At 68.5% G+C, this 25753-nt stretch carries 24 protein-coding genes and 2 pseudogenes; 16 read left to right on the top strand and 10 right to left on the bottom strand.

Annotation, left to right across the window (positions count from 1 at the left end; translation table 11 throughout):
* Positions 1 to 265: 265 nt before the first annotated feature.
* The 4 genes from yajC (at position 266) to ACHMXA_RS02210 (ending at position 6091) form a co-directional block, all read left to right on the top strand.
* Positions 266 to 595, top strand: coding sequence for a preprotein translocase subunit YajC (gene yajC / locus ACHMXA_RS02225; RefSeq protein WP_125950429.1), 330 nt, complete (start codon positions 266 to 268; stop codon positions 593 to 595).
* 78 nt (positions 596 to 673) lie between these two features.
* Positions 674 to 2557, top strand: coding sequence for a protein translocase subunit SecD (gene secD, locus ACHMXA_RS02220; protein WP_395318115.1), 1884 nt, complete (start codon positions 674 to 676; stop codon positions 2555 to 2557).
* A gap of 24 nt (positions 2558 to 2581) precedes the next feature.
* Positions 2582 to 3535, top strand: a complete 954-nt coding sequence (secF, locus tag ACHMXA_RS02215; RefSeq protein WP_176665213.1) for a protein translocase subunit SecF — start codon at positions 2582 to 2584, stop codon at positions 3533 to 3535.
* A gap of 162 nt (positions 3536 to 3697) precedes the next feature.
* On the top strand, positions 3698 to 6091 hold the full coding sequence (locus ACHMXA_RS02210) for a DUF1631 family protein (RefSeq protein ID WP_395318112.1): 2394 nt from the start codon (positions 3698 to 3700) through the stop codon (positions 6089 to 6091).
* Between the two features lie 122 nt (positions 6092 to 6213).
* Here the strand turns inward: ACHMXA_RS02210 and ACHMXA_RS02205 are convergent, their stop codons facing one another.
* From ACHMXA_RS02205 to ACHMXA_RS02195, 3 genes are read right to left on the bottom strand one after another with little or no spacing between them, the layout of a single operon-like run.
* Entirely contained in the window at positions 6214 to 6732 is a 519-nt protein-coding gene (locus ACHMXA_RS02205; RefSeq protein ID WP_176665211.1) for a DUF494 family protein, read from the bottom strand.
* 34 nt (positions 6733 to 6766) lie between these two features.
* Positions 6767 to 7918: a DNA-processing protein DprA gene (gene dprA, locus ACHMXA_RS02200; protein ID WP_395318110.1), complete on the bottom strand. Its 1152-nt coding sequence runs from the start codon at positions 7916 to 7918 to the stop codon at positions 6767 to 6769.
* Positions 7919 to 7952: 34 nt separating this feature from the next.
* Positions 7953 to 9170 carry a LysM peptidoglycan-binding domain-containing protein gene (locus ACHMXA_RS02195; protein ID WP_395318108.1) on the bottom strand — a complete coding sequence of 406 codons (1218 nt, stop codon included), beginning with the start codon at positions 9168 to 9170 and terminating at the stop codon, positions 7953 to 7955.
* A 158-nt stretch (positions 9171 to 9328) separates the two neighbouring features.
* On the opposite strand from ACHMXA_RS02195, the gene def reads away from it, so the two are divergent.
* Genes def through ACHMXA_RS02170 form a run of 5 tightly spaced genes read left to right on the top strand, consistent with a single transcriptional unit; the run spans position 9329 to position 12420 of the window.
* Positions 9329 to 9847 (top strand): peptide deformylase, encoded by a 519-nt coding sequence (gene def / locus ACHMXA_RS02190; RefSeq protein WP_395318106.1) that lies wholly within the window; start codon positions 9329 to 9331, stop codon positions 9845 to 9847.
* 11 nt (positions 9848 to 9858) lie between these two features.
* A complete protein-coding gene (locus ACHMXA_RS02185; RefSeq protein ID WP_395318104.1) occupies positions 9859 to 10374 on the top strand; it encodes a hypothetical protein in 516 nt (171 codons plus the stop codon).
* Positions 10371 to 11336 carry a methionyl-tRNA formyltransferase gene (gene fmt, locus ACHMXA_RS02180; RefSeq protein WP_395318102.1) on the top strand — a complete coding sequence of 322 codons (966 nt, stop codon included), beginning with the start codon at positions 10371 to 10373 and terminating at the stop codon, positions 11334 to 11336. Before ACHMXA_RS02185 ends, fmt begins: the two co-directional genes overlap by 4 nt.
* The gene (locus tag ACHMXA_RS02175) at positions 11336 to 12076 is read left to right on the top strand and encodes an AzlC family ABC transporter permease (protein WP_395318100.1); all 741 of its coding nucleotides are present in this window, start codon (positions 11336 to 11338) and stop codon (positions 12074 to 12076) included. The genes fmt and ACHMXA_RS02175 overlap by 1 nt, the downstream gene beginning before the upstream one ends.
* Positions 12077 to 12108: 32 nt before the next feature.
* Positions 12109 to 12420: an AzlD domain-containing protein gene (locus ACHMXA_RS02170; protein WP_093055509.1), complete on the top strand. Its 312-nt coding sequence runs from the start codon at positions 12109 to 12111 to the stop codon at positions 12418 to 12420.
* Between the two features lie 30 nt (positions 12421 to 12450).
* Here ACHMXA_RS02170 and ACHMXA_RS02165 read toward each other — a convergent pair whose 3' ends face one another.
* The 6 genes from ACHMXA_RS02165 to ACHMXA_RS02140 are packed head-to-tail and all read right to left on the bottom strand — an operon-like array spanning position 12451 to position 17966.
* Positions 12451 to 13425 carry a Bug family tripartite tricarboxylate transporter substrate binding protein gene (locus ACHMXA_RS02165; RefSeq protein ID WP_395318098.1) on the bottom strand — a complete coding sequence of 325 codons (975 nt, stop codon included), beginning with the start codon at positions 13423 to 13425 and terminating at the stop codon, positions 12451 to 12453.
* 44 nt (positions 13426 to 13469) lie between these two features.
* Positions 13470 to 14435, bottom strand: coding sequence for an MBL fold metallo-hydrolase (locus ACHMXA_RS02160; protein ID WP_395318096.1), 966 nt, complete (start codon positions 14433 to 14435; stop codon positions 13470 to 13472).
* Positions 14432 to 14644 (bottom strand): DUF2783 domain-containing protein, encoded by a 213-nt coding sequence (locus tag ACHMXA_RS02155; RefSeq protein WP_395318094.1) that lies wholly within the window; start codon positions 14642 to 14644, stop codon positions 14432 to 14434. Before ACHMXA_RS02155 ends, ACHMXA_RS02160 begins: the two co-directional genes overlap by 4 nt.
* The gene (locus ACHMXA_RS02150) at positions 14641 to 16293 is read right to left on the bottom strand and encodes an FAD-dependent oxidoreductase (RefSeq protein WP_395318092.1); all 1653 of its coding nucleotides are present in this window, start codon (positions 16291 to 16293) and stop codon (positions 14641 to 14643) included. The genes ACHMXA_RS02155 and ACHMXA_RS02150 overlap by 4 nt, the downstream gene beginning before the upstream one ends.
* A 13-nt stretch (positions 16294 to 16306) precedes the next feature.
* Positions 16307 to 17428 carry an alpha/beta hydrolase family protein gene (locus tag ACHMXA_RS02145; protein ID WP_395318090.1) on the bottom strand — a complete coding sequence of 374 codons (1122 nt, stop codon included), beginning with the start codon at positions 17426 to 17428 and terminating at the stop codon, positions 16307 to 16309.
* The gene (locus ACHMXA_RS02140) at positions 17421 to 17966 is read right to left on the bottom strand and encodes a VOC family protein (RefSeq protein ID WP_395318088.1); all 546 of its coding nucleotides are present in this window, start codon (positions 17964 to 17966) and stop codon (positions 17421 to 17423) included. The genes ACHMXA_RS02145 and ACHMXA_RS02140 overlap by 8 nt, the downstream gene beginning before the upstream one ends.
* Before the next feature lie 130 nt (positions 17967 to 18096).
* Between ACHMXA_RS02140 and ACHMXA_RS02135 the strand changes: the two are divergent.
* The 4 genes and pseudogenes from ACHMXA_RS02135 to pyk all read left to right on the top strand — a co-directional run.
* Positions 18097 to 18564, top strand: a pseudogene (locus ACHMXA_RS02135) (LysR family transcriptional regulator); the annotation flags it as partial.
* Between the two features lie 103 nt (positions 18565 to 18667).
* Entirely contained in the window at positions 18668 to 18967 is a 300-nt protein-coding gene (locus ACHMXA_RS02130) for a LysR substrate-binding domain-containing protein (RefSeq protein ID WP_395318086.1), read from the top strand.
* 103 nt (positions 18968 to 19070) lie between these two features.
* Complete coding sequence (locus ACHMXA_RS02125; protein ID WP_395318084.1) at positions 19071 to 20264, top strand: phosphoglycerate kinase; 1194 nt, start codon at positions 19071 to 19073, stop codon at positions 20262 to 20264.
* Between the two features lie 89 nt (positions 20265 to 20353).
* A pseudogene (gene pyk, locus ACHMXA_RS02120) lies at positions 20354 to 21803 on the top strand (pyruvate kinase).
* Positions 21804 to 21906: 103 nt separating this feature from the next.
* Here pyk and ACHMXA_RS02115 read toward each other — a convergent pair.
* Positions 21907 to 22923, bottom strand: a complete 1017-nt coding sequence (locus tag ACHMXA_RS02115) for a 1-aminocyclopropane-1-carboxylate deaminase (RefSeq protein ID WP_395318082.1) — start codon at positions 22921 to 22923, stop codon at positions 21907 to 21909.
* A gap of 157 nt (positions 22924 to 23080) precedes the next feature.
* On the opposite strand from ACHMXA_RS02115, the gene ACHMXA_RS02110 reads away from it, so the two are divergent.
* The 3 genes from ACHMXA_RS02110 to fba all read left to right on the top strand — a co-directional run bounded on the left by ACHMXA_RS02110 (position 23081) and on the right by fba (position 25664).
* Positions 23081 to 23566 (top strand): Lrp/AsnC family transcriptional regulator, encoded by a 486-nt coding sequence (locus ACHMXA_RS02110; protein ID WP_395318080.1) that lies wholly within the window; start codon positions 23081 to 23083, stop codon positions 23564 to 23566.
* A 35-nt stretch (positions 23567 to 23601) separates the two neighbouring features.
* On the top strand, positions 23602 to 24534 hold the full coding sequence (locus ACHMXA_RS02105) for an alpha/beta hydrolase (protein ID WP_395318078.1): 933 nt from the start codon (positions 23602 to 23604) through the stop codon (positions 24532 to 24534).
* 65 nt (positions 24535 to 24599) lie between these two features.
* Entirely contained in the window at positions 24600 to 25664 is a 1065-nt protein-coding gene (gene fba / locus ACHMXA_RS02100) for a class II fructose-bisphosphate aldolase (RefSeq protein ID WP_395318076.1), read from the top strand.
* Positions 25665 to 25753 lie beyond the last annotated feature (89 nt).

Here is a 25753-nt window from a genome sequence, read left to right as displayed (position 1 = left end):
AAGGGCGCCCGATGGCGCCCTTTGCTATTGAAAACGTAGCAAAAAGCCGGCTGCCGGGATAGCTCGAAAGCCCTCCCCATCGCGCCGGATAAGCGCTCCGGGCGGCCATCCGCGCCGAATACAATGCCCGGTGCTGTGCGCGGCCAGGCCCCGCCGCGCTTTGAGTTGCAGCCCGCATCCCGCGTGGCGGCGAAGCCCAAGGAACCGCGGGCGTGACCCGCGCTCCCACACGTTTTCTTTTCTCTTCCCTCTGCTGGAGACTCTCTTGTTCATTTCCTCTGCTTTCGCCCAGACCGCGCCCGCTGCAGGCGGCGGCGACATGATGTCCTCGCTCGGCAGCATGCTGCCCCTGGTGCTGATGTTCGTGGTGCTGTATTTCGTCATGATCCGGCCCCAGATGAAGCGCCAGAAGGAAGCCCGCGCCATGATCGAGGCCCTGGCCAAGGGCGACGAAGTCGCCACCGCCGGCGGCGTGCTCGGCAAGATCACCTCGCTGGGCGACCAGTACCTCGGCCTCGAGATCGCCAACGGCGTCGAAATCAAGATCCAGCGCAGCGCCGTGGTGCAGGTCCTGCCCAAGGGCGCCGTCAAATAAAAGCGTGAGCTGACCTTGCGCCTTCGGGCGCGGGGCCCCAATTCACGCCGTGTTCCGTTTCAGAAAAAGCGCTTTCTCATGAACCGTTACCCGGTCTGGAAGTACGCGATCATCGTGGTCGTGCTGCTCGTGGGGCTCATCTACGCCCTGCCCAATTTCTTCGGTGAAGCGCCTGCAGTGCAGGTGTCGGCGGCGAAGTCCACCGTCAAGATCGACGCGTCGACCCAGGCCAGGGTGCAGGAGCTGCTCAAGACGGCAGGCCTCACGCCCGACCTGCTGACCCTCGAGCCCACCGCGGTGCGGGCCCGCTTCGCGACCACCGACGACCAGATCAAGGCGCGCGACACGCTCCAGCAGGCGCTGGTGCCCGATGCCGACGACGCCTCGTACACGGTGGCGCTCAACCTCGTGTCGCGCTCGCCCTCGTGGCTGACGGCGCTGCACGCCTTCCCGATGTATCTGGGCCTCGACCTGCGCGGCGGCGTCGACTTCCTGCTGCAGGTCGACATGCGCGGCGTGCTCGACAAGAAGGCCGAGTCGTTCGCCGGCGACATCCGCACGGGCCTGCGCGAGAAGAAGGTGCGCGGCAGCGCCGTGAACCGCAACGGCCAGACCGTGGAGATCACCCTGCGCGACGCCGACAGCGTCGAAGTCGCCCGGCGCCTGATCCAGGACCAGATGCCCGACCTCAGCACCGTCGAGACCCAGCAGGGCAGCGAATGGCGCATCGTGGCCAGCATCAAGCCCGAGGCCGCCCGCCGCTTCCAGGACGCGGCGCTCAAGCAGAACGTGACCACGCTGCACAACCGGATCAACGAACTCGGCGTGGCCGAGCCGGTGATCCAGCAGCAGGGCATCGACCGCATCGTCGTGCAGCTGCCCGGCATGCAGGACCCGGCCCAGGCCAAGCGGATCATCGGCCGCACCGCCACGCTCGAGATGCGCATGGTGGACGAAAGCGCCGAAGGCCGCGCCGCCGAACTGAGCGGCGGCCCCGTGCCCTTCGGCTCCGAGAAATTCCTCGACCGCCAGGGCCGTCCGGTGATCGTGAAGAAGCAGGTGCTCGTCACCGGCGAGAACCTCACCGACGCGCAGCCCGGCTTCGACCAGCAGAGCAACCAGCCCAAGGTCGACCTGACCATGGACTCCAAGGGCGGCACCATCATGCGTGACGTCAGCCGCGAGAACTACAAGAAGCGCATGGCCATGCTGATCTTCGAGAAGGGCAAGGGCGAAGTGCTCACGGCTCCCTCGATCAACGGCGAGCTGGGCAACCGCTTCCAGGTCTCGGGCTCGATGAGCGTGGCCGAAGCCAACGACCTCGCGCTGCTGCTGCGCGCCGGCTCGCTGGCCGCGCCCATGGAAATCATCCAGGAACGCACCATCGGCCCGACGCAGGGCGCCGAGAACATCAAGAAGGGCTTCGACAGCGTGATGTACGGCTTCGCCGCGATCATGGTGTTCATGTGCATCTACTACGCGCTGTTCGGCCTGTTCTCGTCGATCGCGCTGGCCGTCAACCTGCTGCTGCTGGTGGCCATCCTTTCCATCCTGCAGGCCACGCTCACGCTGCCGGGCATCGCGGCCATGGCGCTGGCCATTGGCGTTGCCATCGACTCCAACGTGCTGATCAACGAGCGGGTGCGCGAGGAGCTGCGCAACGGGGCGTCGCCGCAGGCGGCGATCCACGCCGGCTACGAACGCGCCTGGGGCACCATCCTGGACTCCAACGTGACCACGCTGATCGCGGGTATCGCGCTGCTGGCCTTCGGTTCGGGCCCGGTGCGCGGCTTCGCGGTGGTGCACTGCATCGGCATCGTCACCTCGATGTTCTCGGCCGTGTTCTTCTCGCGCGGCCTCGTGAACTTCTGGTACGGCCAGAAGAAGAAGCTCAAGTCGGTGTCCATCGGTACGGTGTGGCGCCCCTCGACCGACGGCACCGCCGCGGTCGAAACCAAGTAAGCGGCAGAAGAAGGACGCACAGCCATGGAATTCTTCCGCATCCACAAGACCATCCCGTTCATGCGCCACGCGCTGGTGCTGAACATCGTCTCCGTCGTCACCTTCCTGCTGGCGGTGTTCTTCCTGTTCCACCGTGGGCTGCACCTGTCGGTGGAGTTCACCGGCGGCACGGTGATGGAGGTCGCCTACAACCAGTCGGCCGACGTCGGCAAGGTCCGCGATATCGTCGGCAAGCTGGGCTACACCGAGGTGCAGGTCCAGAGCTTCGGCAAGTCGGTGCAGATCCGCCTGCCGGTGAAGAAGGGCGTGACCTCCGCCCAGCAGAGCGCCGAGGTGATGGACTCGCTGAAGGCGGCCGACCCCGCGGTGGAGCTGCGCAGCAACGAATTCGTCGGCCCGCAGGTCGGCGACGAACTCACCACCAACGGCCTGAAGGCGCTGGCGATGGTGGTCGTCGGCATCATGATCTACCTGGCGTTCCGCTTCGAATGGAAGTTTGCGCTGGCTACCGTGCTGGCCAACCTGCACGACGTGGTGATCATCCTCGGCTTCTTCGCCTTCTTCCAGTGGGAGTTCTCGCTGGCGGTGCTGGCGGCGGTGCTGGCGGTGCTGGGCTACTCGGTGAACGAGTCGGTCGTTATCTTCGACCGCATCCGCGAGAACTTCCGCCGCTACCGCAAGATGTCGACGGTCGAGATCATCGACAACGCGATCACCTCGACCATCAGCCGGACCATCATCACCCACGGCTCCACCCAGCTGGTGGTGCTGTCGATGTTCTTCTTCGGCGGTCCGACGCTGCACTACTTCGCCCTGGCTCTGACCATCGGCATCTGCTTCGGCATCTATTCCTCCTGCTTCGTGGCGGCGGCAATCGCCATGTGGCTGGGCATCAAGCGCGAAGACCTCGTCAAGGGCGGCCCGGCCAAGCGCGACGGCGGCTCCGAGGACGACCCCAACGCCGGCGCCGTCGTCTGACGGATACTCCAGGGTTCGGCAACAAGGCGCCGGCGGCGGCAACACCGCCGGCGCTGTTCGCATGCAACGCCGGGCACTTCCACACTTGTGCGGCAGCCCGTCCCGATGCAAGCTCGCGGTTGTCGCCGACGAACAGAACACCCTGGCCCCTCCGACTTTTCAATGAGCACCGCTCGGTCCGCCTCTTCCCTGCAGCTCGCACGCGAGACGCGTGAGCGCTTCGTATCGGCGACCGAAGGCGCCATCCTGCCGCTGGCCCGCGCGATCAAGGACCGGCTGACGGCCATGGCCTCCGAGGCCGGCACCGCCCGCTCCATGCAGGAGAACCGCGACGACTTCGTCGCGTTCCAGGGCCAGGCGACGCAGTGGGTGACGCTCTCCCAGACCGGCTGGCGCAAGGCGCTGGCCGCCAGTTCCGGTGGCGCGTCGAGCATGCCTTCGGCGCTGCGGCTCGAGCTGATCGGCGACGAGGTGGTGGAAAGCAACATCCTCTCCTCGCGGCTCGCTCAGCTGATCCACGACAAGGCCAGCTTCGAGCTCAGCGACCTGCGCCTGCGCATCCAGCACCTCGAGGGCACCACCGAACTCGACGCCAAGGACGTGCTCAAGCCCGAGACGCTGGCCAAGCTGCTGGTCGAGCAATGGCTCGCGGTGGGCCTGAGCCGCGGGCTCTGGACCCGGGTGCAGGACACCGTGCAGCAGGGCCTCGTCGACGTGATCGTCAAGGCCTACGAGAACGCCAACGCCTACCTGATCGCCAACGGCGTGATGCCGGAGATCGACCTCAAGAGCTTCGTGCGGCGCACGGGCAACGCTGGAGGAGCCGGTGGCGGCAATGGCGGCAGCTCGGGTGCGGCCCCGGTCGACGGCGCAGTCTCCGCCGGCCCCCAGAACAACATGCAGCGCACCGGCTTCGGATTCGACGGCCAGCCGCAGCAATCGGTGCCGACCGCTCCGTCGACCATGAGCAGCTCGCCGCTGGCGATCGCGCGGCAGCGCGCCCAGACCGCGCTGCTGAGCCTCAAGCGCTTCGTGACGGCGCGCATCGGCGGCGACGCCGGAGGCTCCGCCGGGGTGTTCCAGACCGCGGGCGCGGACGGCCGTACCACCAGCCCCGGCAGCCAGCCGGGCCAGGGCGGCGGCGGGGCGCCGCGTGCGTTCTCCAGGACATTCGCCGGCGCCATCGCCGAGGCCGAGGCGGCCTACCGGATGGCCGCCACGCAGTACATGGAAGGCGCCGGCGAGCAGGCCACGCTGATGCAGCAGACGGCCGTCGACCTGCGCCGGCGCAGCGCCGAGCTCAAGAAGCGCGCGCCCACCACGGCCGACAAGGCCACGGTCGAGATCGTGGCGCTGATGTTCCAGGCCATCCTTGCCGAGGAACGCATTCCGTTCTCGGCCCGCGTGTGGTTCGCCCGCCTGCAGATGCCGGTGCTGCGCGTGGCCATCGCCGAGCCCGAATTCTTCGGCACCCTGCAGCATCCGGCGCGCATGCTGATCGACCGCATGGGCTCGTGCGTGATGGGCTTCGACGCGGCCGCCATCACCGGCAGCGCGCTCGAAGGCGAGATCCGCCGGGTGGTGCAGGTCATCGAGCAGTATCCCGAGACCGGCCAGCGCGTGTTCAAGCTGGTGTTCGACGAGTTCGTCGCCTTCCTCAACCGCTACCTGACGCAGAGCGACACCACGCAGCGCGTGATGAGCGTGGCGCAGCAGGTCGAGCAGAAGGAGACGATGGCGATCCAGTACACCATCGAGCTGCGCAAGATGCTCAACGACATGCCGGTGCGCGACGAGATCCGGGAGTTCCTCTTCAAGATCTGGGCCGAGGTGCTGGCCATCGCCGCGCTGCGCTACGGCGCCCAGGGCGAGCAGACCGTGATGCTCAAGCGCGTGGCCTCCGACCTCGTGTGGGCCGCGAGCGCCAAGCCCAACCGCACCGACCGCGCGCGCGTCATACAAGACCTGCCGCAGCTGCTGCAGCGCCTGCGCCAGGGCATGGCGCTGCTGGGCATCGTCGACGAGCCGCAGGAAGCGCAGATCAAGATCATCGGCGCCACGCTGTCCGACGCCTTCCTCTCGAAGACCGAGGCGATCCCGCAGGCCAAGATCGAAGCCATGGCCGAGCGGCTGGCGCACCTTGAGGATTTCGTGAGCGACGTGGGCGGCACCGCCGACCTGCCGCTCGACGCCCAGAGCATCGAACTGCTGCTCGGCGTGGATGCGGCATCGATCGAGGTCATTCCCGACACCGCCGGCAGCAAGGTGCCCGAGGACATGGTCGCCTGGGCCAACGAGCTGCAGGTGGGCAACTGGTTCATGCTCGACCACAACGACCGCGTGAGCCAGGTCCAGTTCGTCTGGCGCAGCGACCGCAAGCAGCTGCACCTGTTCGCATCGGGCGACGGGCGCAGCTTCCTGATCCAGGCAGGACGCCTGGCGACCTACCTGCAGGCCGGCCTGCTGGTGCCCGCCGAAGAGGAAACCCTCACCGTGCGCGCCACCCGCGAAGCACTGGCGAAGCTCGACGCGAACCCCGAGCGCCTCCTGAACTAGTTGCTGCCCGGCAGTTTTCGCGGAACACCGAGGAACCGGCTCCGCCGGGCCTCCGGTGTTGCCCCCGGTAGGGGGTTGGCGCAGCGGACACGAAGTGCCGCGCAGCCTGGGGGCGAACCTAGCTAGTGTGCCGTGCGGCCTTCGCGGCTCTCGCAGAGTTCGTCGAGCACCAACGCATCGGGCTCGATGCCGGTGCTCCAGTGCACCATCAGCACGATGATCTTCAGCTCGTCGAGCGCGACCGGATCGCCCGGTGCGGCCATCGCGCGCTCGACGACGATCTCGCGCAGCCCGCAGGGCAGCACGTTCGACGATTCGAGAAAGCGGATGAAGCCCAGGCACTCGGCGCCCAGGTGGTCCTGCTCGGCCTGCGAGTAGACGCGCATCGCGTTGGCGGATTGCGGCATGGCCGCGGGAGGCGTTCCGGACAGCACGACCGTGGCGGCGGCGTCGTCATCGGAGCTTCGCTCGATCTGCATGCCCTGCGTTGCAAGGCTCAGGCCGTCGAGCCAGTGAAGGGCTTCGCGGATCTCTTCCGCCTCGAAGCCGTGGGCGCTGAGCTTGCGGCCCAGTTGCTCGGCCTCGGGACAGGCATCGCCGCGCCAATAGTTTTCGTACACAAAAACAAGCACTTCGAACATGGGCCCAATATAGCCGACGTTCGTGCCATGCCGACTAGGTGGAAGCCACTCGCTGGAAGAGGCCGCCGGGCAACCGGGAGATATGCCCGTCCAGTTCCAGTTCGAGCATCCTGGCCTGCAGCGCGGCCGCACCCCAGCCGGTGCGGGCGCCGAGGGCGTCGAGGCTCGCGGGCTCGAAGCCGAGGGCCTCAAGCAGCGGGTCTTCCGGCGACGAAGCCGCGCTCGCTCCGTTGGAGAAGGACAAGGATGGAGCCGAAGCAGCGCGCGGCGCATGCAGGGGCGGCAGCTCCTCGAGGATGTCGCTCACCGACTCCACGAGCTTCGCGCCCTGCCGGATCAGCGCATGGCAGCCGCGCGACTGCGGCGAGTGGATCGAGCCCGGGATCGCGAACACCTCCTTGCCCTGCTCCGAGGTGAGCCGCGCGGTGATCAGCGAACCCGACTGCAGCGCCGCCTCGACCACCAGCGTGCCGCGCGCCAGGCCGGCGATGAGCCGGTTGCGCTTCGGAAAATTCTGGGTGAGCGGCGGCGTGCCCAGCGGCAGCTCGCTCACGATCAGCCCCTGCAGTGTGATGCGGTGCGCGAGGTCGCGGTGCCGCGCGGGGTAGACCCGGTCGAGCCCGGTGCCGACCACCGCCACCGTTGCGAGCCGGTGCGCATCGCCCGCCGCATCGAGCGCGCCGGTGTGCGCCGCGCCGTCCACGCCCAGCGCCAGCCCCGACACCACGGGCAGCCCCGCCTCGCCGAGCGCGCGCCCGAAGCTGCGCGCATTGGTCGCGCCCTGCGGCGTCGGGTTGCGGCTGCCCACGACGGCGATGCTGTGGCCGAGCTGCGTGAGGTCGAAGCCGGCGGCGCCGAGCACGTAGAGCATCAGCGGCGGGTCGGCCATTTCGAGCAGGGAGGCCGGGTAGCCGGCATCGCCGAGCGTGACCACGCGGCGCGAGACCCTGTCGTCGCCAGCCTGCAGCCACTGCCAGGTCAGGTCGATCTGCGCCTGCAGGCCGGCGGGCGGCTGCATCAGCGCCTCGGCCTGCGCATGCGAGACGACCTCGCGCAGCGCGGCGTCGGGCTGCGCGAAGATGCGCTCGGGCAGCCCGAAGGCCGAGAGAAGACGGCGCGCGGCACCGTCACCGATGCCGGGCGTCAGCGAAAGCCGCAGCCAGCCTGCGAGTTCTGCGCGTTCCAAACGAGTGTGCGAGAAGAAAGGCCGGGTTCGCGGGTCAGGGATTGACGAGGAAGTCGCCGGCGCGCGGAGTGTCGTTGATTTCGAGCACCAGCGCGTAGGAGACCTTCTCGAAGGTGCGGAAGACCATCAGCAGGCCGATGCGTTCGTTCGGCAGCTTGATGGTTTCCTTGCTCGCGCCGGTGCGGTCGAGGATGGTCTCGCCGTTCTTCAGGATCGCCAGCACGTGGCCGTTGTCGATGCCGTCGCGCGTACCCTTGTTGATGGCGACCACCTGGTTCTGCGCCGCGAACTGCACCGCGTTGCCGTAGACCGAGATGATGCGGCCGTCGACCTGCGTGGACGGGGCGCGCGGCACGTAGCTCAACAGCTGGCGCGGCGGCTCGGGCAGCAGGCGGTCGCCGGCGCGCATTTCCTCGCGCGAGGCGATGATGTCGATGCTGGCGGGCACCACCGTGATGAGGTCCTTGTTCTCGACCGTCTCGATGGTGGTCGACTCGCCGCGCTGCAGGCGCGCCTTGCCCAGGTACTGCGCCTCGTAGCCGAGGATCTCGCCCGTGCCCGGGTCCTTCAGCGGCGTGGCGTTGCGGAAGATGCGGAAGTTCTGCACCGGGCCGGGAACCTCGACCAGCGGCGCCTCGGCGGTGCCGCGGGCATACGCCCGGTCGCCGCGCGACAGCAGCACGCGGCTGTCGTTGCCGGCCACGATGCGCGGCGCGGCCTCGAGCGTGCCGGCGTCGACCACGATGGGTTCGCTCAGGAACGGCTCGATGATGCTCGGGTTGAGCGTGGGCAGCGCCATGCCGGCCAGCGAGTCGAAGCGGGTGCGCGGTGACAGCTTGATGGTTCCGCCGTCGCCGCCGGACCCGCCGCGGCGCATGGTCAGGCGCGCGCGGCCGCCCGTCTTGTCCAGGTAGAGCACCTGGCCGGGGTAGATCCGGTGCGGGTTGGCGATTTCATTGATGTTCATGCCCCAGAGTTCCGGCCAGCGCCAGGGGCGCAGCAGGTAGAGGCGGGAGATGGCCCAGAGCGTGTCGCCCGGTTTGACCGTGTATTCGTCGGGCGCGTTGGGCGCCAGCTCGCTCAGGGGAACGCCGGTCTGGGCGGTCTGCTGCGCGGTGGCGCGCTGCTGCGGCGTGACGGGGTAGTTCTGAGCCCAGGCCGTCGTGGCGCCGCAACTGCCGATCACCGCCAGGGCTGTCAGCGTGGCAAGGAAGGAGGGGCGCCGGCGTTCGGTGAGTCTGAGCTTTTTCATGTCTGGATGGTGAGCGCGCGACGTATCGCTGCGCATACGAATCTCACAATTTGCTACGAATTCTGCGCTGAAGCCCTTGGGAGGGCAACGTTTTCGGGCTCCGCAGCCGCGTGTCGTCGCGGAATTGGCGAAAATAGCCACAACTTTCCCCCGATTTCATGGCCAAACGAAACATTCTGAGTTACCCGGACAAGCGCCTGCACACCGTGGCCAAGCCGGTGCAGGGCGTCGACGCGCGCATCAAGGCCCTGGTCGCCGACATGCTGGAGACCATGTACGACGCCAACGGCATCGGCCTGGCCGCCACGCAGATCGACGTGCACGAGCGCCTCGTCGTGATCGACGTGTCCGAGGAGCGTAACCAGCCGATCGTGCTGATCAACCCCGAGATCACCTGGGCCAGCGATGAAAAGGTCGTGAACGAGGAGGGCTGCCTCTCGGTGCCCGGCATCTACGACGGCGTGCTGCGTTCCACCTCCGTGAAGGTGCAGGCGCTCGACGAGAACGGCGAGACGCGCACCATCGAGGCCGAAGGCCTGCTGGCCGTGTGCATCCAGCACGAACTCGACCACCTGCTGGGCAAGGTGTTCGTCGAGTACCTCTCCCCCCTGAAGCGCAACCGCATCAAGAGCAAGCTGCTGAAGCAGCAGCGCGAAGAAATGCGGGAGCGGGCTTGAACCTTCCCTCCATGACCGCCGCAAGCCGCCGCAGCTCCTTTGCGGCGCTGGCGTTCTTCGCGGTCGCCGGCCTGGGGCTCCTGGCCGGCTGCGCCAGCGAACCCACCCGCATCCAGCCCGGCACCTCGGCTGCCGACACCCTCCAGCGCCTGGGCGCGCCCACCGGCCGCTATCCGCTCACGGGCGGCGGCGAGCGGCTGCAGTATTCGCGCATGCCGGCCGGCTTCGAGGTGGTCGACATCGACCTCGACGCCTCCGGCAAGGTCGTCTCGGTGACGCAGGTGCTCAGCGAGGCGCGCTTCGGCCAGGACATCAAGGTCAATCAGTGGCGGCAGAACGACGTGATGGCCTTCTACGGCCGCCCCTATGAGATCACCCGCGTCAGCTCCTTCGACGGCGCCGTCTGGACCTGGCGCTACAAGGCCGTGAACGAGCGCCGCATGCTGTACATCTACATCGATCCGACCGGCGTGGTCCGGCGCTATCACACGGGGGACGATCTCAAGCTCGATCGGATCCGCGATTGAGCCGCCTCAGAGTCGTCTTCGCGGGCACGCCCGAGTTCGCGCGCGTCGCGCTCGAAGCCATCGCAGCCGCCGGCCATGAGATCGTGCTGGTGATGAGCCAGCCCGACCGCCCCGCCGGCCGCGGCATGAAGCTGCAGGCCTCCCCCGTCAAGCAATGCGCCGTCGCCAACGGCTGGCCCGTGGCCCAGCCGCGCAGCCTGCGCCTCGACGGCAAGTACCCCGACGAAGCTGCCGCCGCCCGCGACACCCTGCTGGCGCTCAAGCCCGACGTGATGGTGGTCGCCGCCTACGGCCTGATCCTTCCGCAGTGGGTGCTCGACCTGCCGGCGCACGGCTGCCTGAACATCCACGCGAGCCTGCTGCCACGCTGGCGCGGCGCCGCGCCGATCCACCGCGCCATCGAGGCCGGGGACGCGCAGACCGGCATCACCATCATGCAGATGGACGCCGGCCTCGACACCGGCGACATGCTGCTGCGCGAGGCCGTCGACATCGGCGCGGGCGACAACACCTCCCGCCTGCACGACCGCCTGGCCGAGCTCGGCGGCAGGATGATCGTCGAGGCTCTGGCCCGCATCGGCACGCTCGCGCGCACGCCGCAGCCGGCCGAAGGCGTCACCTACGCCAGCAAGGTGGAGAAGCACGAGGCGCAGGTCGACTGGAACCAGCCCGCCGACGCCATCGTGCGCCGCGTGCTGGCCTTCGATCCGTTCCCCGGCGCCAACAGCCCGCTGGACGGCGAGACCATCAAGCTCTGGGCCGCCCGCGCCGAAAAGTCTTCCGCTGCCTCTCCGGCCGCACCGGGCACCATCCTGGCCGTCGACCCGGCCGGCGTCACGGTGGCCGCGGCCGCCGGCTCGGCCGTCGTCCTCACCGAACTGCAGCGGCCCGGCGGCAAGCGCCTGCCCGTGGCCGACTTCCTGCACGGCTTCGACCTGAAGCCCGGGCAGGCGTTCGGCTGATGTTCCTCTCGCGCAGCATCCGCAGCCGCCCCGAGTTCCGCGTCGGCGTGCGCGACATGTCCCCCGTGGCGCTGGGCATCGGCGCCTGGGGGCTCATGACCGGCGTGGCCATGGTCAAGTCGAACATGAGCGTGGTCGAGGCGGTGGCGATGACGCTGCTGGTCTACGCGGGCAGCTCACAGCTCGCGGCCATTCCACTGCTCTTCGCCGGGGCGCCGGCCTGGGTGATCCTGGCCACGGGCTTCTGCGTCAACCTGCGCTTCGTGGTGTTCAGTTTGCACCTGCGGCCCTACCTCATGCACATGCCGCGCTGGCGCCGCATGCTGCACGGCTACCTCACGGCCGACATGAGCTACGCGCTCTTCACGAAGAAGTACCCCAAGCCGCCGCTGACCGTCGCCGAGCAGGAATCGCAGGAGGCCTACCTCACCGGCAACTACTTCGTCACCTGGTGCGCCTGGATGGGCATGAGCCTGCTGGGCATCGCGCTGGCCAACTTCATTCCCCAGACCTGGGGCCTGAGCTTCGCCGGCGTGCTGAGCCTGGTGGCCATCGTCTGCTCGATGGCGACGACCCGCCTGCGCGTGCTGGCCGCGCTGATCGCCGGCGCCACGGCGGTCGCGGCCTACGCGCTGCCGCTGAAGCTCAACATCGTGGTCGCGATCGGCGTGGCGGTGCTGCTGTGCTTCTGGCTCGAGAAGCAGCTCGGGCTCGACCCGAACGTGGAGGACGACAAGTGAACAGCGTCGCCGCGACCACCGACTGGTGGACCATGGGCGTGATCGTCGGCCTGGCGCTGGTCACCGTGCTCACGCGCTGCTTCTTCTTCATCCTCGACCGGCCCTGGGGCCTGCCCGAGTGGGCGCACCGCGCGCTGCACTACGCGCCGGCTGCCGCGCTCGCGGGCGTGATCGCGCCCGAGATCGTCATGACGCAGGGCCACCTCATCACCACGCTGCACGACGCGCGCCTGTACGCGGCGGTGGTCGGCGCCGCCTACTTCTACTGGCGGCGCGGCGTGCTGGGCACGATGCTCGCGGGGATGGCGGTGTACCTGCCGCTGCACCTCGGGTTGGGCTGGTAGGCGGCCGACTGGCGGGAGGCTCTCGGTTCCTCAGTCGAGCTTCACGCCGGCCGCGACGATGATCTTCCCCCAGCGCTCGCTTTCGGCACGCGAGAGCTTGTAGAAGTCCTGCGGCGTCCCCGGCAGCGCCTCGAAGCCGAAGTCCGCGAAGAGCTTCACCACCTTCGGCGTCTTCATCGCCTTGTGCAACTCGGCATTGAGCCGCGCCACCGCTTCCGGCGGCATGCCGGCCGGGCCGATCAGGCCGTGGAAGGCGTAGGCGTTGACGTCGCTGAAGCCGGCCTCGACGAAGGTCGGAACGTCCGGCAGGGCGCTCGCGCGCTGCGGCAGCGCGATGGCCAGCACGCGCACCTTGCCCGACTTGATGATCGGCAGGCCCGAGGCCAGGTCCAGCATCATCGTCGGCACCTGTCCGCCCATCACGTCGGTCATGGCGGGCGCCGCGCCCTTGTAGGGCACGTGCGTGATCGTCAGTCCGGCCTTCTGCTTGAAGAGCTCCATCGCCATGTGGTGCGGCGAGCCGTTGCCCGGCGAGGCGTAGCTCACCTTGTCGGGGTTGGCCTTCACGTAGCGCACGAACTCCGCCACGTTCTTCGCGGGGAAGTCCGGGTGCACCACCAGAGCCACCGGGAAGCGGCCGATGGTGCCGATGTAGGTGAAGTCGCTCGCGGGCTTGTAGGGCAGCTTGGCGAACATGTGCTCGTTGAAGAGCAGCGCGGCGTTCTCGGCCTGCATGATGGTGTAGCCGTCGGGCCTGGCCTGCATCATCACGCCCACGCCGATGTTGGTGGAGGCGCCCGGCCGGTTGTCGATGATGAGCGGCTGCCCCAGCGACGGCTGCATCGCCTCGGCCAGCGTGCGCGCGAGGTTGTCGGTGCCGCCGCCGGCCACGTAGGGCACGATCCATTTGATCGGCTGCGTGGGATAGGTGGTCGTCTGCGCCGATGCGAAGGTGGAAGTGGCCAGCGCGAGGGCCGCTGCCAGCAGGGGAAGGAATCGCTTCATCGTCTCTTGTCTCCGTTGCTCGTTTTGAAATCCGTTCTGTCGGCTCACTCGCCGCGCAGGGTCTGCCACAACTCGCGGTCGCGATCGGCGGTCCATACCACCGGGTGCTCGATGCCGCGCAGCTCGTCGTAGGCGCGCGAGACGTCGAAAGGCAGCACGTGCTGGAACACGGGCCAGTCGCCGAACCGCGGCGTCATCACCGCCTCGGCGCGCGCGAAGCAGCCCTTGAGCGTTTCGCCGGCCGCGATGCCGGCCTTCACGCTCTCCAGCAGCGTCGAGAGGAATGCCTTGGTGAGCCCGATGGCCTCGGCGCAGGCGGCCTCGTCCTGCAGCACCGCGCCGCGGCCGGGCACCAGCACGCGCGGTTTCAGCGCGGCCACCGCGTCGAGCGTGCCGGCCCAGTCGCCGATGTAGGCGTCGCCCGCGTACACGCCGCAGCGGTTCTCGACCACGTCGCCCGAGAACAGCACGCCGCAGTCGGCCAGCCACGCGACCGCGTCGCCGCCCGAATGGCCGCGGCCCAGCGACATCAGCCGCAGCTCGCGGCCGCCGCCCAGCGGCAGCGTCATCTCGCGGTCGAAGACCTTCGTGGGAATGGTCAGGCCAGGTATCTCCTCGACGCCGGCGAACAGTCGCGGAAAGCGGCCGACCTCCGAGTCGAAGTCGGCCTGCCCGCGCGTTCGTATCCAGTAGAGCGTGCCGCTGCTGGCGACGATGTCGCGCACCTCGGCGAAGGCGCTGGCGCCCATCACCCGCACCGCGTGGTAGTGCGTGAGCACGATGGTGCGGATCGGCTTGTCGGTCACCGTGCGGATGGCCGCGAGGAAGTCGCGCGCCATGCGCGGCGTGGGGCGGGTGTCGATCAGCACCACGTGCTCGTCGCCGACGACGAAGCCGCAGTTGGGATCGAAGTCGCTGATGTAGCCGTAGGCGCCGGGGCCCAGCTCCTGCAGCCGGGGCTTCTGCTCGCGGGTGTCGGAGGCGGATGCGAAGGAAACGCTCGTGGTCATGGGGTGTCGTGGTCCGTCGTCGTGGGTTCTTCTTCGGCCGCCGCGCGGATGCACGCGAGCAGCACGTCCTCGTCGGCGCACTGGTTGGCCAGCAGCAGCACGAGGCGCGCGTTGAGGTCGGCGCTCTGCGCCTCGCTGCGGCCTTCGTGGGCGGCGAGCAACGCGGCGTAGAAGCCGTCGGGGTCGGGGATGCGGGGCTCGGTGATCATGGGTTGCGGTCGTTGGCGGCCAGTGCGGTACGCACGGCGGAGGCGATGGCTTCGGGCGTGGCGTTCGGCAACACGGCGGCGCGGTAGGCGTCGGGCCGCACAAGGACGAAGCTGCCGGCGTCGCCCGCGCCGAGATGGCTCGCGAGCTTTTCGTCGGCCTGTAGCGTGGGCAGGCCGCTGTCACCGCCCACCGCCAGCAGGCGCAGCGGCAGCGACGCGATGGCATCGAGCGCCGCTCCTGCCTGCTCGCGTGTCGGCGCGAACCACAGGCCGATGCACTCGGTGCCTTCGGCCAGCAGCTGCATCAGCGTCATCTCGCGGCCATCGGCCAGGCGCAGCGGCAGGTTCTGCACCGAGCGCGCGCCCTGGGGCAGCACCGCCGCGGGCGGATAGTCGTTGGCCACCGACATGCGGCCGGTGTTCACCAGCGCCCGCGCGAACGGATGGCGCGCCGCCAGCGCCACCACCGCGCGGCGCAGCGTGTGCTCGGCGGGCGAGCGCGGCGCGAGGAAGCGCGCCGAGCGGCTCGTCACCTGCAGGTTCTGCTCCGCGGCGGGCTGGCGCTCGGCGTCGTAGCTGTCGAGCAGCGCATCGCCGGCCTTGCCATGCGCGACGAGCGCGAGCTTCCAGCCGAGGTTGGCCGCGTCCTGGATGCCGCTGTTGCCGCCGCGCGCGCCGAAGGGGCTCACCACGTGCGCCGCGTCGCCGATGAAGAACACGCGGCCATGGCGGAAGCTGTCTAGCAGGTGGTCGCGGTAGCCGTAGGGGCCGATCCAGACGAACTCGAACTCCACGTCCGGCCCCAGCTGCTCGCGCAGCCGCGCGCCCGCCACCTCGGGCTTGCTGATGTAGGCGGTGTCGCAGTCCTCGGGCATCTGGTAGTCGATGCGCCACACGCCGTCGGCCATCAGGTGCTGCCACACGCCGCGGCCTTCGTTGAAGGGCGCGTCCACCCAGGTCCAGCGCTCGGTGGGCAGCGGCTTCTTGAAGCGCACGTCGCTGATGCACCAGCGGTCGGTGCTGCGCGAGGAGTGCGCGTCGATGCCCATCTGCGTGCGGATGGCGCTGTTGGCGCCGGTGGCGTCGATCAGCCGGTCGGCCTCGATGGTGTAGCTGCCGGCGGGCGTCTCGACTTCCAGGCGAACGCCGTCGGTGAGCTGCTCCACGCGCGTGACGCGGTTCTTCCAGCGCACATCGGTGAGCCCCAGTTCGAGGATGCGGTCGACCAGGAACCATTCGACGTAGAACTGCTGCAGGTTGATGAAGGGCGGCTGCCGAGAGACGCTGTTGGCCTGCAGGTTGAAGTTGTAGACCTCCTGCTCGCCCGAGAAGGTGCGCCCGAACGACCAGGTGATGCCCTTGGCCGCGATGCGTTCGTAGATGCCTAGGCGCTCGAAGATCTCCAGGCTCTTCTGCGCGTAGCAGATGCCGCGCGACGATGCGCCGCGCACGCCGACGGTGTCGTCCTCGTCCAGCAGCACGGCGCGCACGCCGCGTTGCGCGAGGTCGCAGGCCAGCGTGAGGCCCGAGGGGCCGGCGCCGACGATCACGATCGGATGCCGCACGGGCTTCGTGCTGCCCAGCTCGGGCGGCGGCGTGAAGGGCCAGGCCGGAAGCTCGTAGGCCGGCGCGAAAGCGAAGTTTTCCATGGTGGTTCTGCGGCTACAGCGCGTGCGCGAACTCGGCAATGGCGTCCGCCGCCTTCGGGACCAGCTCCGGCTGCCCTGCCAGGTAGTGGTTGCCGCCGACGATGTCGACGTTGCGGATGCGCGATCCGCCCGCCGCCATCCAAGCGTCGCGTGTGCTCGGGAAGGTCGACTGGTCGCCCGTGTAGGTCAGCAGCAGCTTGGGCACCGTGGTGCGCGCGAGGTTGGTCGGACCGTCGGCCTGCGAGCGCGACGACCACTGCGAGAGAAAGGCGGTGAGCGAGGTGGTGCGCCCCATCGCGTTGGCCGAGTAGTTCACCTGCCGCGCGTCGCCCCACACGCTGCCGGGCAGGCGATCGTTGGGGTCGAGCGAGAGGTCCACGCAGCGCGGGTCGGCATGCGTGCGGTAGACGATGAAGGTCTGGTCGCGCGGTGCCCCGGGTGTGCCGCGCAGCAGCGCGAGGCGCTCGAGGCACCACTGCTCGATGCGATCGAGCCGCGCCTTCTGCGCGGCGCCGAAGCGCGCGAGGAAGTCGCGGTCGTAGGGCACGCGGTGGCGGGCGTCGTACATGTCGAGCTCGGGGTCGGCCGAGAGCGGGTCGTGCTCGTCGGTGACCGAGGGGTCGATCCAGTCGCGCATCAGCCGCGTGCGGCCCAGGTGCGCGGCGCACAGCGCGATGCCGTCCACGGGCGGCAGGTCGCCGGGGTGCAGGTGCGTGGGGTCGCCGTCGGGCAGGTGCGTGGCGGTGAGCTTCTCGGCCTGTGCCTGGTAGAAGGCCGAGAGCGCGGCGCCGCCGGAGTTGCCGACGAGGAACACCTTCTCGTAGCCGGCCGAGCGCAGGTACTGCACGCCGGCGCCCAGGTCCTGGATGGCGCGCTCCATCAGCAGCACGGTGTCGTTGCCCACGAAGCGCGAGTTCAGGCCCATGCAGCAGATGCCGCGCTCGGCCAGCGGGCCGATCAGGTAATGGCCCATGAAGTTGCTCGTGGGGTGCATCACGATGGCGGCGATCTTCTTCGGGCCCTGCGGCGCGCGGTAGGCGCCGTAGATACGCGGGCGCAGCAGCTGCAGGCCCGACTGGCTCTCCATGGCCGCGCCGGGCTTCACGTCGATGACGGCGAGTTGCAGCTCAGGCATTCGACGCGCTCCTTGCCGCACGCAGTTCGGCCTTGCGCATGGTCCATGCGTCGAGGTCTGCCCGCGCGCGCAGCGCATGCGCGTCCATCTCGGCCTGCGGCACGGTCGGCGTGGTCAGCTCCACGCGGATGCCGTTGGGGTCGAAGAAGTAGATCGATTCGATGATGTGGTGGTCGGTCACGCCCAGCACCTCGACGCCCGCGCCTTCGAGCCTGGACTTGGCGGCCAGCAGGTCGGCCACCGAATCGACGCGCAGCGCGATGTGGTTCACCCACGAGGGCGTGTTGGGCGAGGGCAGCGCGGCGACGTCGTCGCCGAGGTCGAAGAAGGCGATGTAAGAGCCGTCGCGCATCTGGAAGAAGATGTGCACGTAGGGGCAGTACTCGCCGGTGCTCGGCACGTGGTCGCTCTTGATGACGTGGGCCAGCGGCAGGCCGAGCAGGTCTTCGTAGAAGCGGCGGGTTTCCTCGCTGTCGCGGCAGCGCCAGGCGAAGTGGTGCAGCCCGCGCACGGGCGGTGGCGGTGGTGGGGTCGGCATGGCTCGTGTCTCCGGTGAGCCGATATTGGGCGATGCCTGCTCTTATGATGCAATCGAAATTAATTCATCGATTGATGAAATAACCGTATATATGAACCTCACCCTGCGCCAGCTGCGCGCCTTCGCCGCCGTGGCCGAAACCGGCAGCTTCACCGCCGCGGCGCAGCAGCTGCACCTCACGCAATCGGCGCTCAGCGTGCTGGTGCGCGAACTGGAGCGCGAGATGGGCGTGCAGCTGCTCGACCGCAACACGCGCCGCGTGCAGCTGTCGGAGGCGGGGCGCGAGTTCCTGCCCTCGGTGCACCGGCTGCTGGGCGACTTGGCCGGCGCGGTGGCGGGCGTCACGGATTTGCGTGACAAGAAGAAAGGCTTGCTACGGCTTGCCGCACCGCAGCTCATGGCCTGCACGCTGATGCCGCGCGTGATCGCCCTCTACCGCGAGCAGTACCCCGACGTCGACGTGCGCCTGGCCGACACCCTGCCCGAGCACTTGCTCGCGGGCGTGACGGCCGGCGACGTGGAACTGGCCGTGGGGCAGGACGTGCCGGTCGACGACGCCATCGAGCGCCGCACGCTGCTGCGCGACCGGCACTGGCTGATCTGCCCGCCGGGCCACGCCTTCGCCGATCGCCGCAAGGTGCGCTGGCACCGAGCTCGACCCCTACACCTTCATCGCGCCCACGCGCGACTTCCGCCAGCGCGTGCTGCCCGAGCTGGCGCCCGCCGAGCGCGAGTACATGCTGCGCCCCGGCACGCAGGAGGTGTCGTACATGACCACCGCGCTGGGCATGGTGGCCTCGGGGCTGGGGCTGACCGTGTGCCCCACGTACTCCGCGCCGCTGGTGCGCGCGCACGGCCTGCAGATGGTGCGGCTGGAGTCGCCCGACTTCCACCGCGAGGTTTGCGTCTACAGCGCCGCGCGGCGCTCGCTGTCGCCGGCGGCGGCGAGCTTCGTCGAGGTGCTGGAAGGCTTTGCGCGCGAGCAGCAGCAAAAGGGCTGAAAAGCATCGGTGCGCGGCAAGAGGCGCATAGAGCGGCGATGGGGCCAAAACTACAATGCAGGCCGATTTCCGTCTTGTCTTCCATCTTCTCCGGACTCCCCCCATGAACGTCATTCGCTTCACCGACCTCTGCGCGCAGGGCAAGGCCGCCGGCCAGCGCGTCTTCATCCGTGCCGACCTCAACGTGCCGCAGGACGACGCCGGCAACATCACCGAAGACACGCGCATCCGCGCCTCGGTGCCCTGCATCAAGCTGGCGCTGGACGCCGGCGCGGCCGTGATGGTCACCTCGCACCTGGGCCGCCCGACCGAGGGCGAGTTCAAGCCCGAAGACTCGCTGGCCCCCGTCGCCAAGCGCCTGGGCGAACTGCTCGGTCGCGAAGTGCCGCTGGTCTCCAACTGGGTCGACGGCGTCGACGTGAAGCCCGGCCAGGTGGTGCTGCTGGAGAACTGCCGCGTCAACAAGGGCGAGAAGAAGAACGACGAAGGCCTGGCCCGCAAGCTGGCCGCGCTCACCGACATCTACGTGAACGACGCCTTCGGCACCGCGCACCGCGCCGAGGCCACCACCTACGGCATCGCGCAGTTCGCCAAGGTGGCGGCCGCCGGCCCGCTGCTGGCGGCCGAGATCGACGCCATCACCAAGGCGCTGGCGCAGCCGAAGCGGCCGCTGGTGGCCATCGTGGCGGGCTCCAAGGTGAGCACCAAGCTGACCATCCTGAAGAGCCTGTCGGCCAACGTCGACCAGCTCATCGTGGGCGGCGGCATCGCCAACACCTTCATGCTGGCCGCGGGCCTGAAGATCGGCAAGTCGCTGGCCGAGCCCGATCTGGTCGACCAGGCCAAGGCGGTGATCGACGCCATGCGCGCGCGCGGCGCCGACGTGCCGATCCCGGTGGACGTGGTCACGGCCAAGACCTTCGCGGCCGACGCGGCCGCCACCGTCAAGGACGCGAGCGACGTGGCCGACGACGACCTGATCCTCGACATCGGCCCGAAGACGGCCGCCCAGCTCGCAGCGCAGCTGCGCGAGGCCGGCACCATCGTCTGGAACGGCCCGGTGGGCGTGTTCGAGTTCGACGCCTTCGCGGGCGGCACCAAGGCTATCGCGCAGGCCGTCGCCGAGAGCAGCGCGTTCTCTATCGCCGGCGGCGGCGACACGCTGGCGGCCATTGCCAAGTACGGCATCGAGAAGCAGGTGGGCTACATCTCGACCGGCGGCGGCGCCTTCCTGGAAGTGCTGGAAGGCAAGACCCTGCCGGCCTTCGAGATCCTGTCGAAGCGCGCCGCGGGCTGAGCGAAACCCGAAGCGGGAAAACCCATGGGTGACTTCCGTTCGACACACAAAGTGTATACAGTAGCGAATACAAAACGGAGACTACCCTCATGAGCACGGACCGCATTCCCCGCCACGCCACCAAGATCGTTGCCACCCTCGGTCCGGCGTCCAGCACGCCCGAACTGCTGGAAAAGATGATCCTGGCCAAGGTCAGCGTGGTGCGGCTGAACTTCAGCCACGGTACGGCGCAGGACCACATCGATCGCGCCACCATGGTGCGCGAAGCCGCCCGCAAGGCCGGGCGCGAAGTGGCCATCATGGCCGACCTGCAGGGCCCGAAGATCCGCGTGGGCAAGTTCGCGCAGGGCAAGGTCTGGCTGGAGGCCGGCGCCAAGTTCGTGCTCGACGCCTCGCGCACCGAGCTTGGCGACGCCGATGCCGTGGGCCTCGACTACAAGGACCTGCCGCGCGACGTGAAGCCCGGCGACAGGCTGCTGCTGAACGACGGCCTCATCGTGCTGACGGTGGACGCCGTCAAGGGCGAGGCCGTGCACACCACCGTGAAGCTCGGCGGCGAGCTGTCGAACAACAAGGGCATCAACAAGCAGGGCGGCGGCCTCACCGCGCCCGCGCTGACGGCCAAGGACATGGAAGACATCAAGACCGCGATGAGCTTCCAGGCCGACTACGTGGCCGTGAGCTTCCCCAAGAACGCCACCGACATGGAAATGGCCCGCCAGCTGTGCAACGTGGCCGTCGGCCGAGTACGGCCACAAGCCCGGCATGATCGCCAAGATCGAGCGCGCCGAGGCCATCCCGAAGCTCGAAGAGATCCTGCGCGCAAGCGACGGCATCATGGTCGCGCGCGGCGACCTCGCGGTCGAGGTGGGCAACGCGGCGGTGCCCGCGCTGCAGAAGAAGATGATCCGCATGGCGCGCGAGATGGACAAGGTGGTCATCACCGCGACCCAGATGATGGAGTCGATGATCACCAACCCCGTGCCCACCCGCGCCGAGGTGAGCGACGTGGCCAACGCCGTGCTCGACGGCACCGACGCCGTGATGCTCTCCGCCGAAACGGCCTCGGGCCGCTATCCGCTCGAGACCGTGCAGGAGATGAGCCGCATCTGCGAGGCCGCCGAGGCCGCCGAAGACAAGCAGCTCGACGCCGACTTCAGCGGCCAGAACTACAGCCGCATCGACCAGTCGATCGCCATGGGCGCGCTCTTCACCGCCCACCACCTGGGCGCCAAGGCCATCGTGGCGCTCACCGAGTCGGGCTCCACCCCGCTGTGGATGAGCCGCCACCGCGCGCACATTCCCATGTACGCGCTGACCTCGCGCCTGGCCACGCAGCGCAAGATGGCGCTCTACCGCAACGTGCGCCCGCTGCTGATGGACTCGGAAAGCGACCGCGACACCGCGCTGCTGCAGGCCGAGAACCACCTGAAGAAGCGCGGCATCGTGCAAAGCGGCGACGTCTACGCCATCACCTGCGGCGAGCCGATGGGTGCCCCCGGCGGCACCAACATGCTCAAAATCTGCCGAGCCAGCTGAGCACACCCCCAGGCTGCGCGCACTTCGTGTCGCTGCGCCAACCCCCTCGCCGGGGGCAACACCTGCGGCCCGGCAGAGCCGGTTCCGCGGTGTTCCTGGGATTTCAGCCGTTCCTGAACAGGAAGCTGTAGGCGTTCAAGGCCGGCACGCCGCCCAGGTGCGCATACAGCACCTTCGAGCCCGCCGGGAATTCGCCCAGGCGTACCTTCTCGATCATCCCGTGCATCGACTTGCCCTCGTACACGGGGTCGGTCAGCATGGCCTCGAAGCGCGCGCTCAGGCGGATGGCTTCGAGCGTGCCCTCGTTGGGCAGGCCGTATTCGGGGCCGCCGAAGCGGCGGTCGAGAACGATGTCCTTCTCGGTGATGTCGCGGCCCAGCTCCACCAGCTCGGCCGTGTTCTTCGCGATGCGCAGGATCTGGTCGAAGGTCTGCTGCGGTTTGGCCGAGGCGTCGATGCCGATCACGCGGTCGGCGCGGCCGTCGGCGGCGAAGCCCACCACCATGCCGGCCTGCGTGCTGCCCGTGACCGAGCAGACCACGATGTAGTCGAACTTGAAGCCCAACTCGGCCTCCTGCTGGCGCACTTCCTCGGCGAAGCCGACGAAGCCCAGGCCGCCGCGCGGATGCTCCGAGCAGCCCGCGGGAATCGGGAACGGCTTGCCGCCGGCCTTGCGCACGCTGTCCATGGCGTCTTCCCAGCTCTTGCGGATGCCGATGTCGAAGCCCGCTGCGTCCAGGCGCACGTCGGCGCCCATGATGCGTGACATCTCGATGTTGCCCACGCGGTCGTACACCGCGTCGGAATAGTTGACCCAGTTCTCCTGCACCAGCACGCACTTCATTCCGAGGTGCGCCGCCACGGCCGCGACCTGCCGCGTCTGGTTCGACTGGATGCCGCCGATGGACACCAGCGTGTCGTAGCCGCCTTCGATCGCCTCGGGGATCAGGTATTCGAGCTTGCGCGTCTTGTTGCCGCCGAAGGCCAGGCCGCTGTTGCAGTCCTCGCGCTTGGCATAGAGGTCGACCTTGCCGCCCAGGTGCGCGCTCAGGCGCTTGAGAGGCTGGATCGGCGTGGGGCCGAAGGTCAGCGGGTAGCGGGGGAATTTCTCGAGGTTCATGGCGGCAGTTCCAGGAAAGGGAGGAAGAAGGAGGGGTGTGTCGAAGCCTCCATCGTAGGAACAATGCCGCACAACGTGCTTGCGAAGTTTGTTGGATTCGTCAGAGAAAAAGAGGCAATATCGAGAAGGTAAATGCTTTCATTCTGACCAAGACAAGATGAGCACAACAAAATTGCGTGACACCCCGGGGCTCGACCGCACCGACCGCGCCATCCTGCGCACCATGCAGCGCGACGCCTCGCTGTCGAACGTGGCGCTGGCCGCCAAGGTCAACCTGAGCCCGGCCGCCTGCCTGCGCCGCGTGGAGCGACTCAAGGCGGCGGGCCTCATCAAGGGCATCGTCGCGCTGCTCGACCCCGACGCGCTCGACGCCAGCATGCTGGTGATGATCGGCGTGGTGCTCGACCGCTCCACGCCCGACTCCTTCTCCGACTTCGAGAAGGCCGCGCAGAAGGTCTCGGGCTGCCTGGAATGCCACGTGGTGTCCGGCGAATTCGACTATTTCATGCTCGTGCGCACCCGCGACAACGACAGCTTCAACCGCCTGCACGCCGAGCAGCTGCTGTACCTGCCGGGGGTGCGGCAGATCCGCACTTTCATCGTGCTCAAGCAGGTGCTTTCGACCACGCAGCTGCCGATCTGACGAAACCGGCGCGCGGCTGTCTGCGTACAGCACGGATGATTCCTCCCTCCTCCGCGTCATTTCTCCGGCGCCGCGGCGCCTTCGTCCTCGCCCTTGCCCTTGCCCTTGCCTCCGCATTGCTTTCGGCCTGTTCGCCGGTCAAGGTGCTCAACGGACTGGTGCCCACCGACACCTACCGGTTCCAGGGCGGCATCGCCTACGGCGAGGCGCCGCGCCAGCTGCTCGACGTGTACCGGCCGCTGCCGTCCGTGCAGCCGGCGCCGGGCGCCCGGCCGCTGGTCGTGTTCTTCTACGGCGGCACCTGGACGAACGGCGACCGCGCCAGCTACCGGTTCGTCGGCGAGGCCCTGGCCGCGCGGGGCGCCGTGGTGGTGGTGCCCGACTACGGGCTCTCGCCGGCCTTCACCTACCCGGCGTTCGTGCGCGACAGCGCGCTGGCCACCAAATGGGCGCTCGACAACGCGGCCCGGCTGGGCGCCGATCCGAAGCGGGTGTACGTCATGGGCCACAGCTCGGGCGGCTACAACGCCGCGATGGTGGCGCTCGACGGGCGCTGGCTCGGGGAACTGGGAGCCAGCCCGAAGCAGCTCGCGGGCTGGATCGGCCTTGCGGGCCCCTACGACTTCCTACCCATCGGCGACCCGCAGGCGCAGGTGGCCTTCAACTGGCCGGACACGCCGCGCGATTCGCAGCCGCTGGCGCACGTCACGTCCGGGTCGCCGCGCGCCCTGCTCATGGCGGCGTCGAAGGACGAGCTGGTCTATCCCGACCGCAACACGGGGCAGATGGCCGCGGCGCTGCGCGCGGCGGGCGTACCGGTCGAGGTCAGGCTGTTCGACGACCTGAGCCACGTGACGCTGATCGGCGCCTTCGCCAGGCCCATCCAGTGGCTGGGCGGGCCGGTGCTGCCGCCTGTCATGGATTTCCTCGGGCTGGCGTCGGTCCTGTCCCACAAGGGTGCTCGGTAGAATTACGGCAGTTTTTCCCGCCTTTCCGTCTTCTTCTTTTTCCAATTTCCCGCGAGGTATTTCCCATGGCACTCGTCTCGATGCGCGAACTGCTCGACCATGCCGCAGCCAATGGCTACGGCATTCCGGCCTTCAACGTCAACAACCTCGAACAGGTCCAGGCCGTCATGGAGGCCGCCAAGGAAACCGGCGCTCCCGTCATCCTGCAGGCCAGCGCAGGCGCCCGCAAATACGCCGGCGAGGCCTTCATCAAGCACCTGATCCAGGCCGCCATCGAGCAGTACCCGAACATCCCGCTGGTCATGCACCAGGACCACGGCCAGAGCCCGGCCATCTGCCAGGGTGCCATCGACCTCGGCTTCTCCTCCGTCATGATGGACGGCTCCCTGCATGAAGACGGCAAGACGCCCGCCTCCTTCGACTACAACGTCGACGTGACCCGCAAGGTGGTGCAGCTGGCGCACAAGGTCGGCGTGACCGTCGAGGGCGAGCTGGGCTGCCTGGGCTCGCTGGAGACCGGCATGGCCGGCGAGGAAGACGGCATCGGCGCCGAAGGCGTGCTCGACCACTCCGCGCTGCTGACAGACCCCGAGGAAGCCGCCCAGTTCGTCAAGGCCACGCAGCTCGACGCGCTGGCCATCGCCATCGGCACCAGCCACGGCGCCTACAAGTTCACCCGCAAGCCCACGGGCGACATCCTGTCGATCCAGCGCGTGAAGGAAATCCACGCCCGCCTGCCCAACACCCACCTGGTGATGCACGGCTCGTCGTCGGTGCCGCAGGACCTGCTGGAGATCATCCGCAAGTACGGCGGCAACATGAAGGAAACCTACGGCGTGCCCGTCGAGGAAATCCAGGAAGCCATCAAGTACGGCGTGCGCAAGATCAACATCGACACCGACATCCGCCTGGCCATGACCGGCGCGGTGCGCAAGTTCCTGTTCGAGAACCCCGAGAAGTTCGACGCCCGCGAGTGGCTCAAGCCCGCGCGCGAGGCCGCCAAGCAGATCTGCAAGCAGCGCTACATCGAATTCGGCTGCGAAGGCCAGGGCGCCAAGATCAAGGGCGACACGCTGCAGGTGGTCGCCGCCAAGTACGCCAAGGGCGAACTCGCGCAGGAAGTCATCTGATCACTTCCCGCTGATCCGAAGGCCACCGTTCGCGGTGGCTTTTTCTGCGCGCACAATCCGCTTTCACCGTCCCCACGTTTCTCACTGCA

Origin of the sequence: Variovorax sp. UC74_104 (assembly GCF_044055375.1) — a bacterium.
Taxonomy (GTDB): Bacteria; Pseudomonadota; Gammaproteobacteria; order Burkholderiales; family Burkholderiaceae_C; genus Variovorax.
The sequence above is the reverse complement of the archived record's forward strand: the minus strand, read 5'-3'. Positions and strand labels throughout refer to the sequence as shown.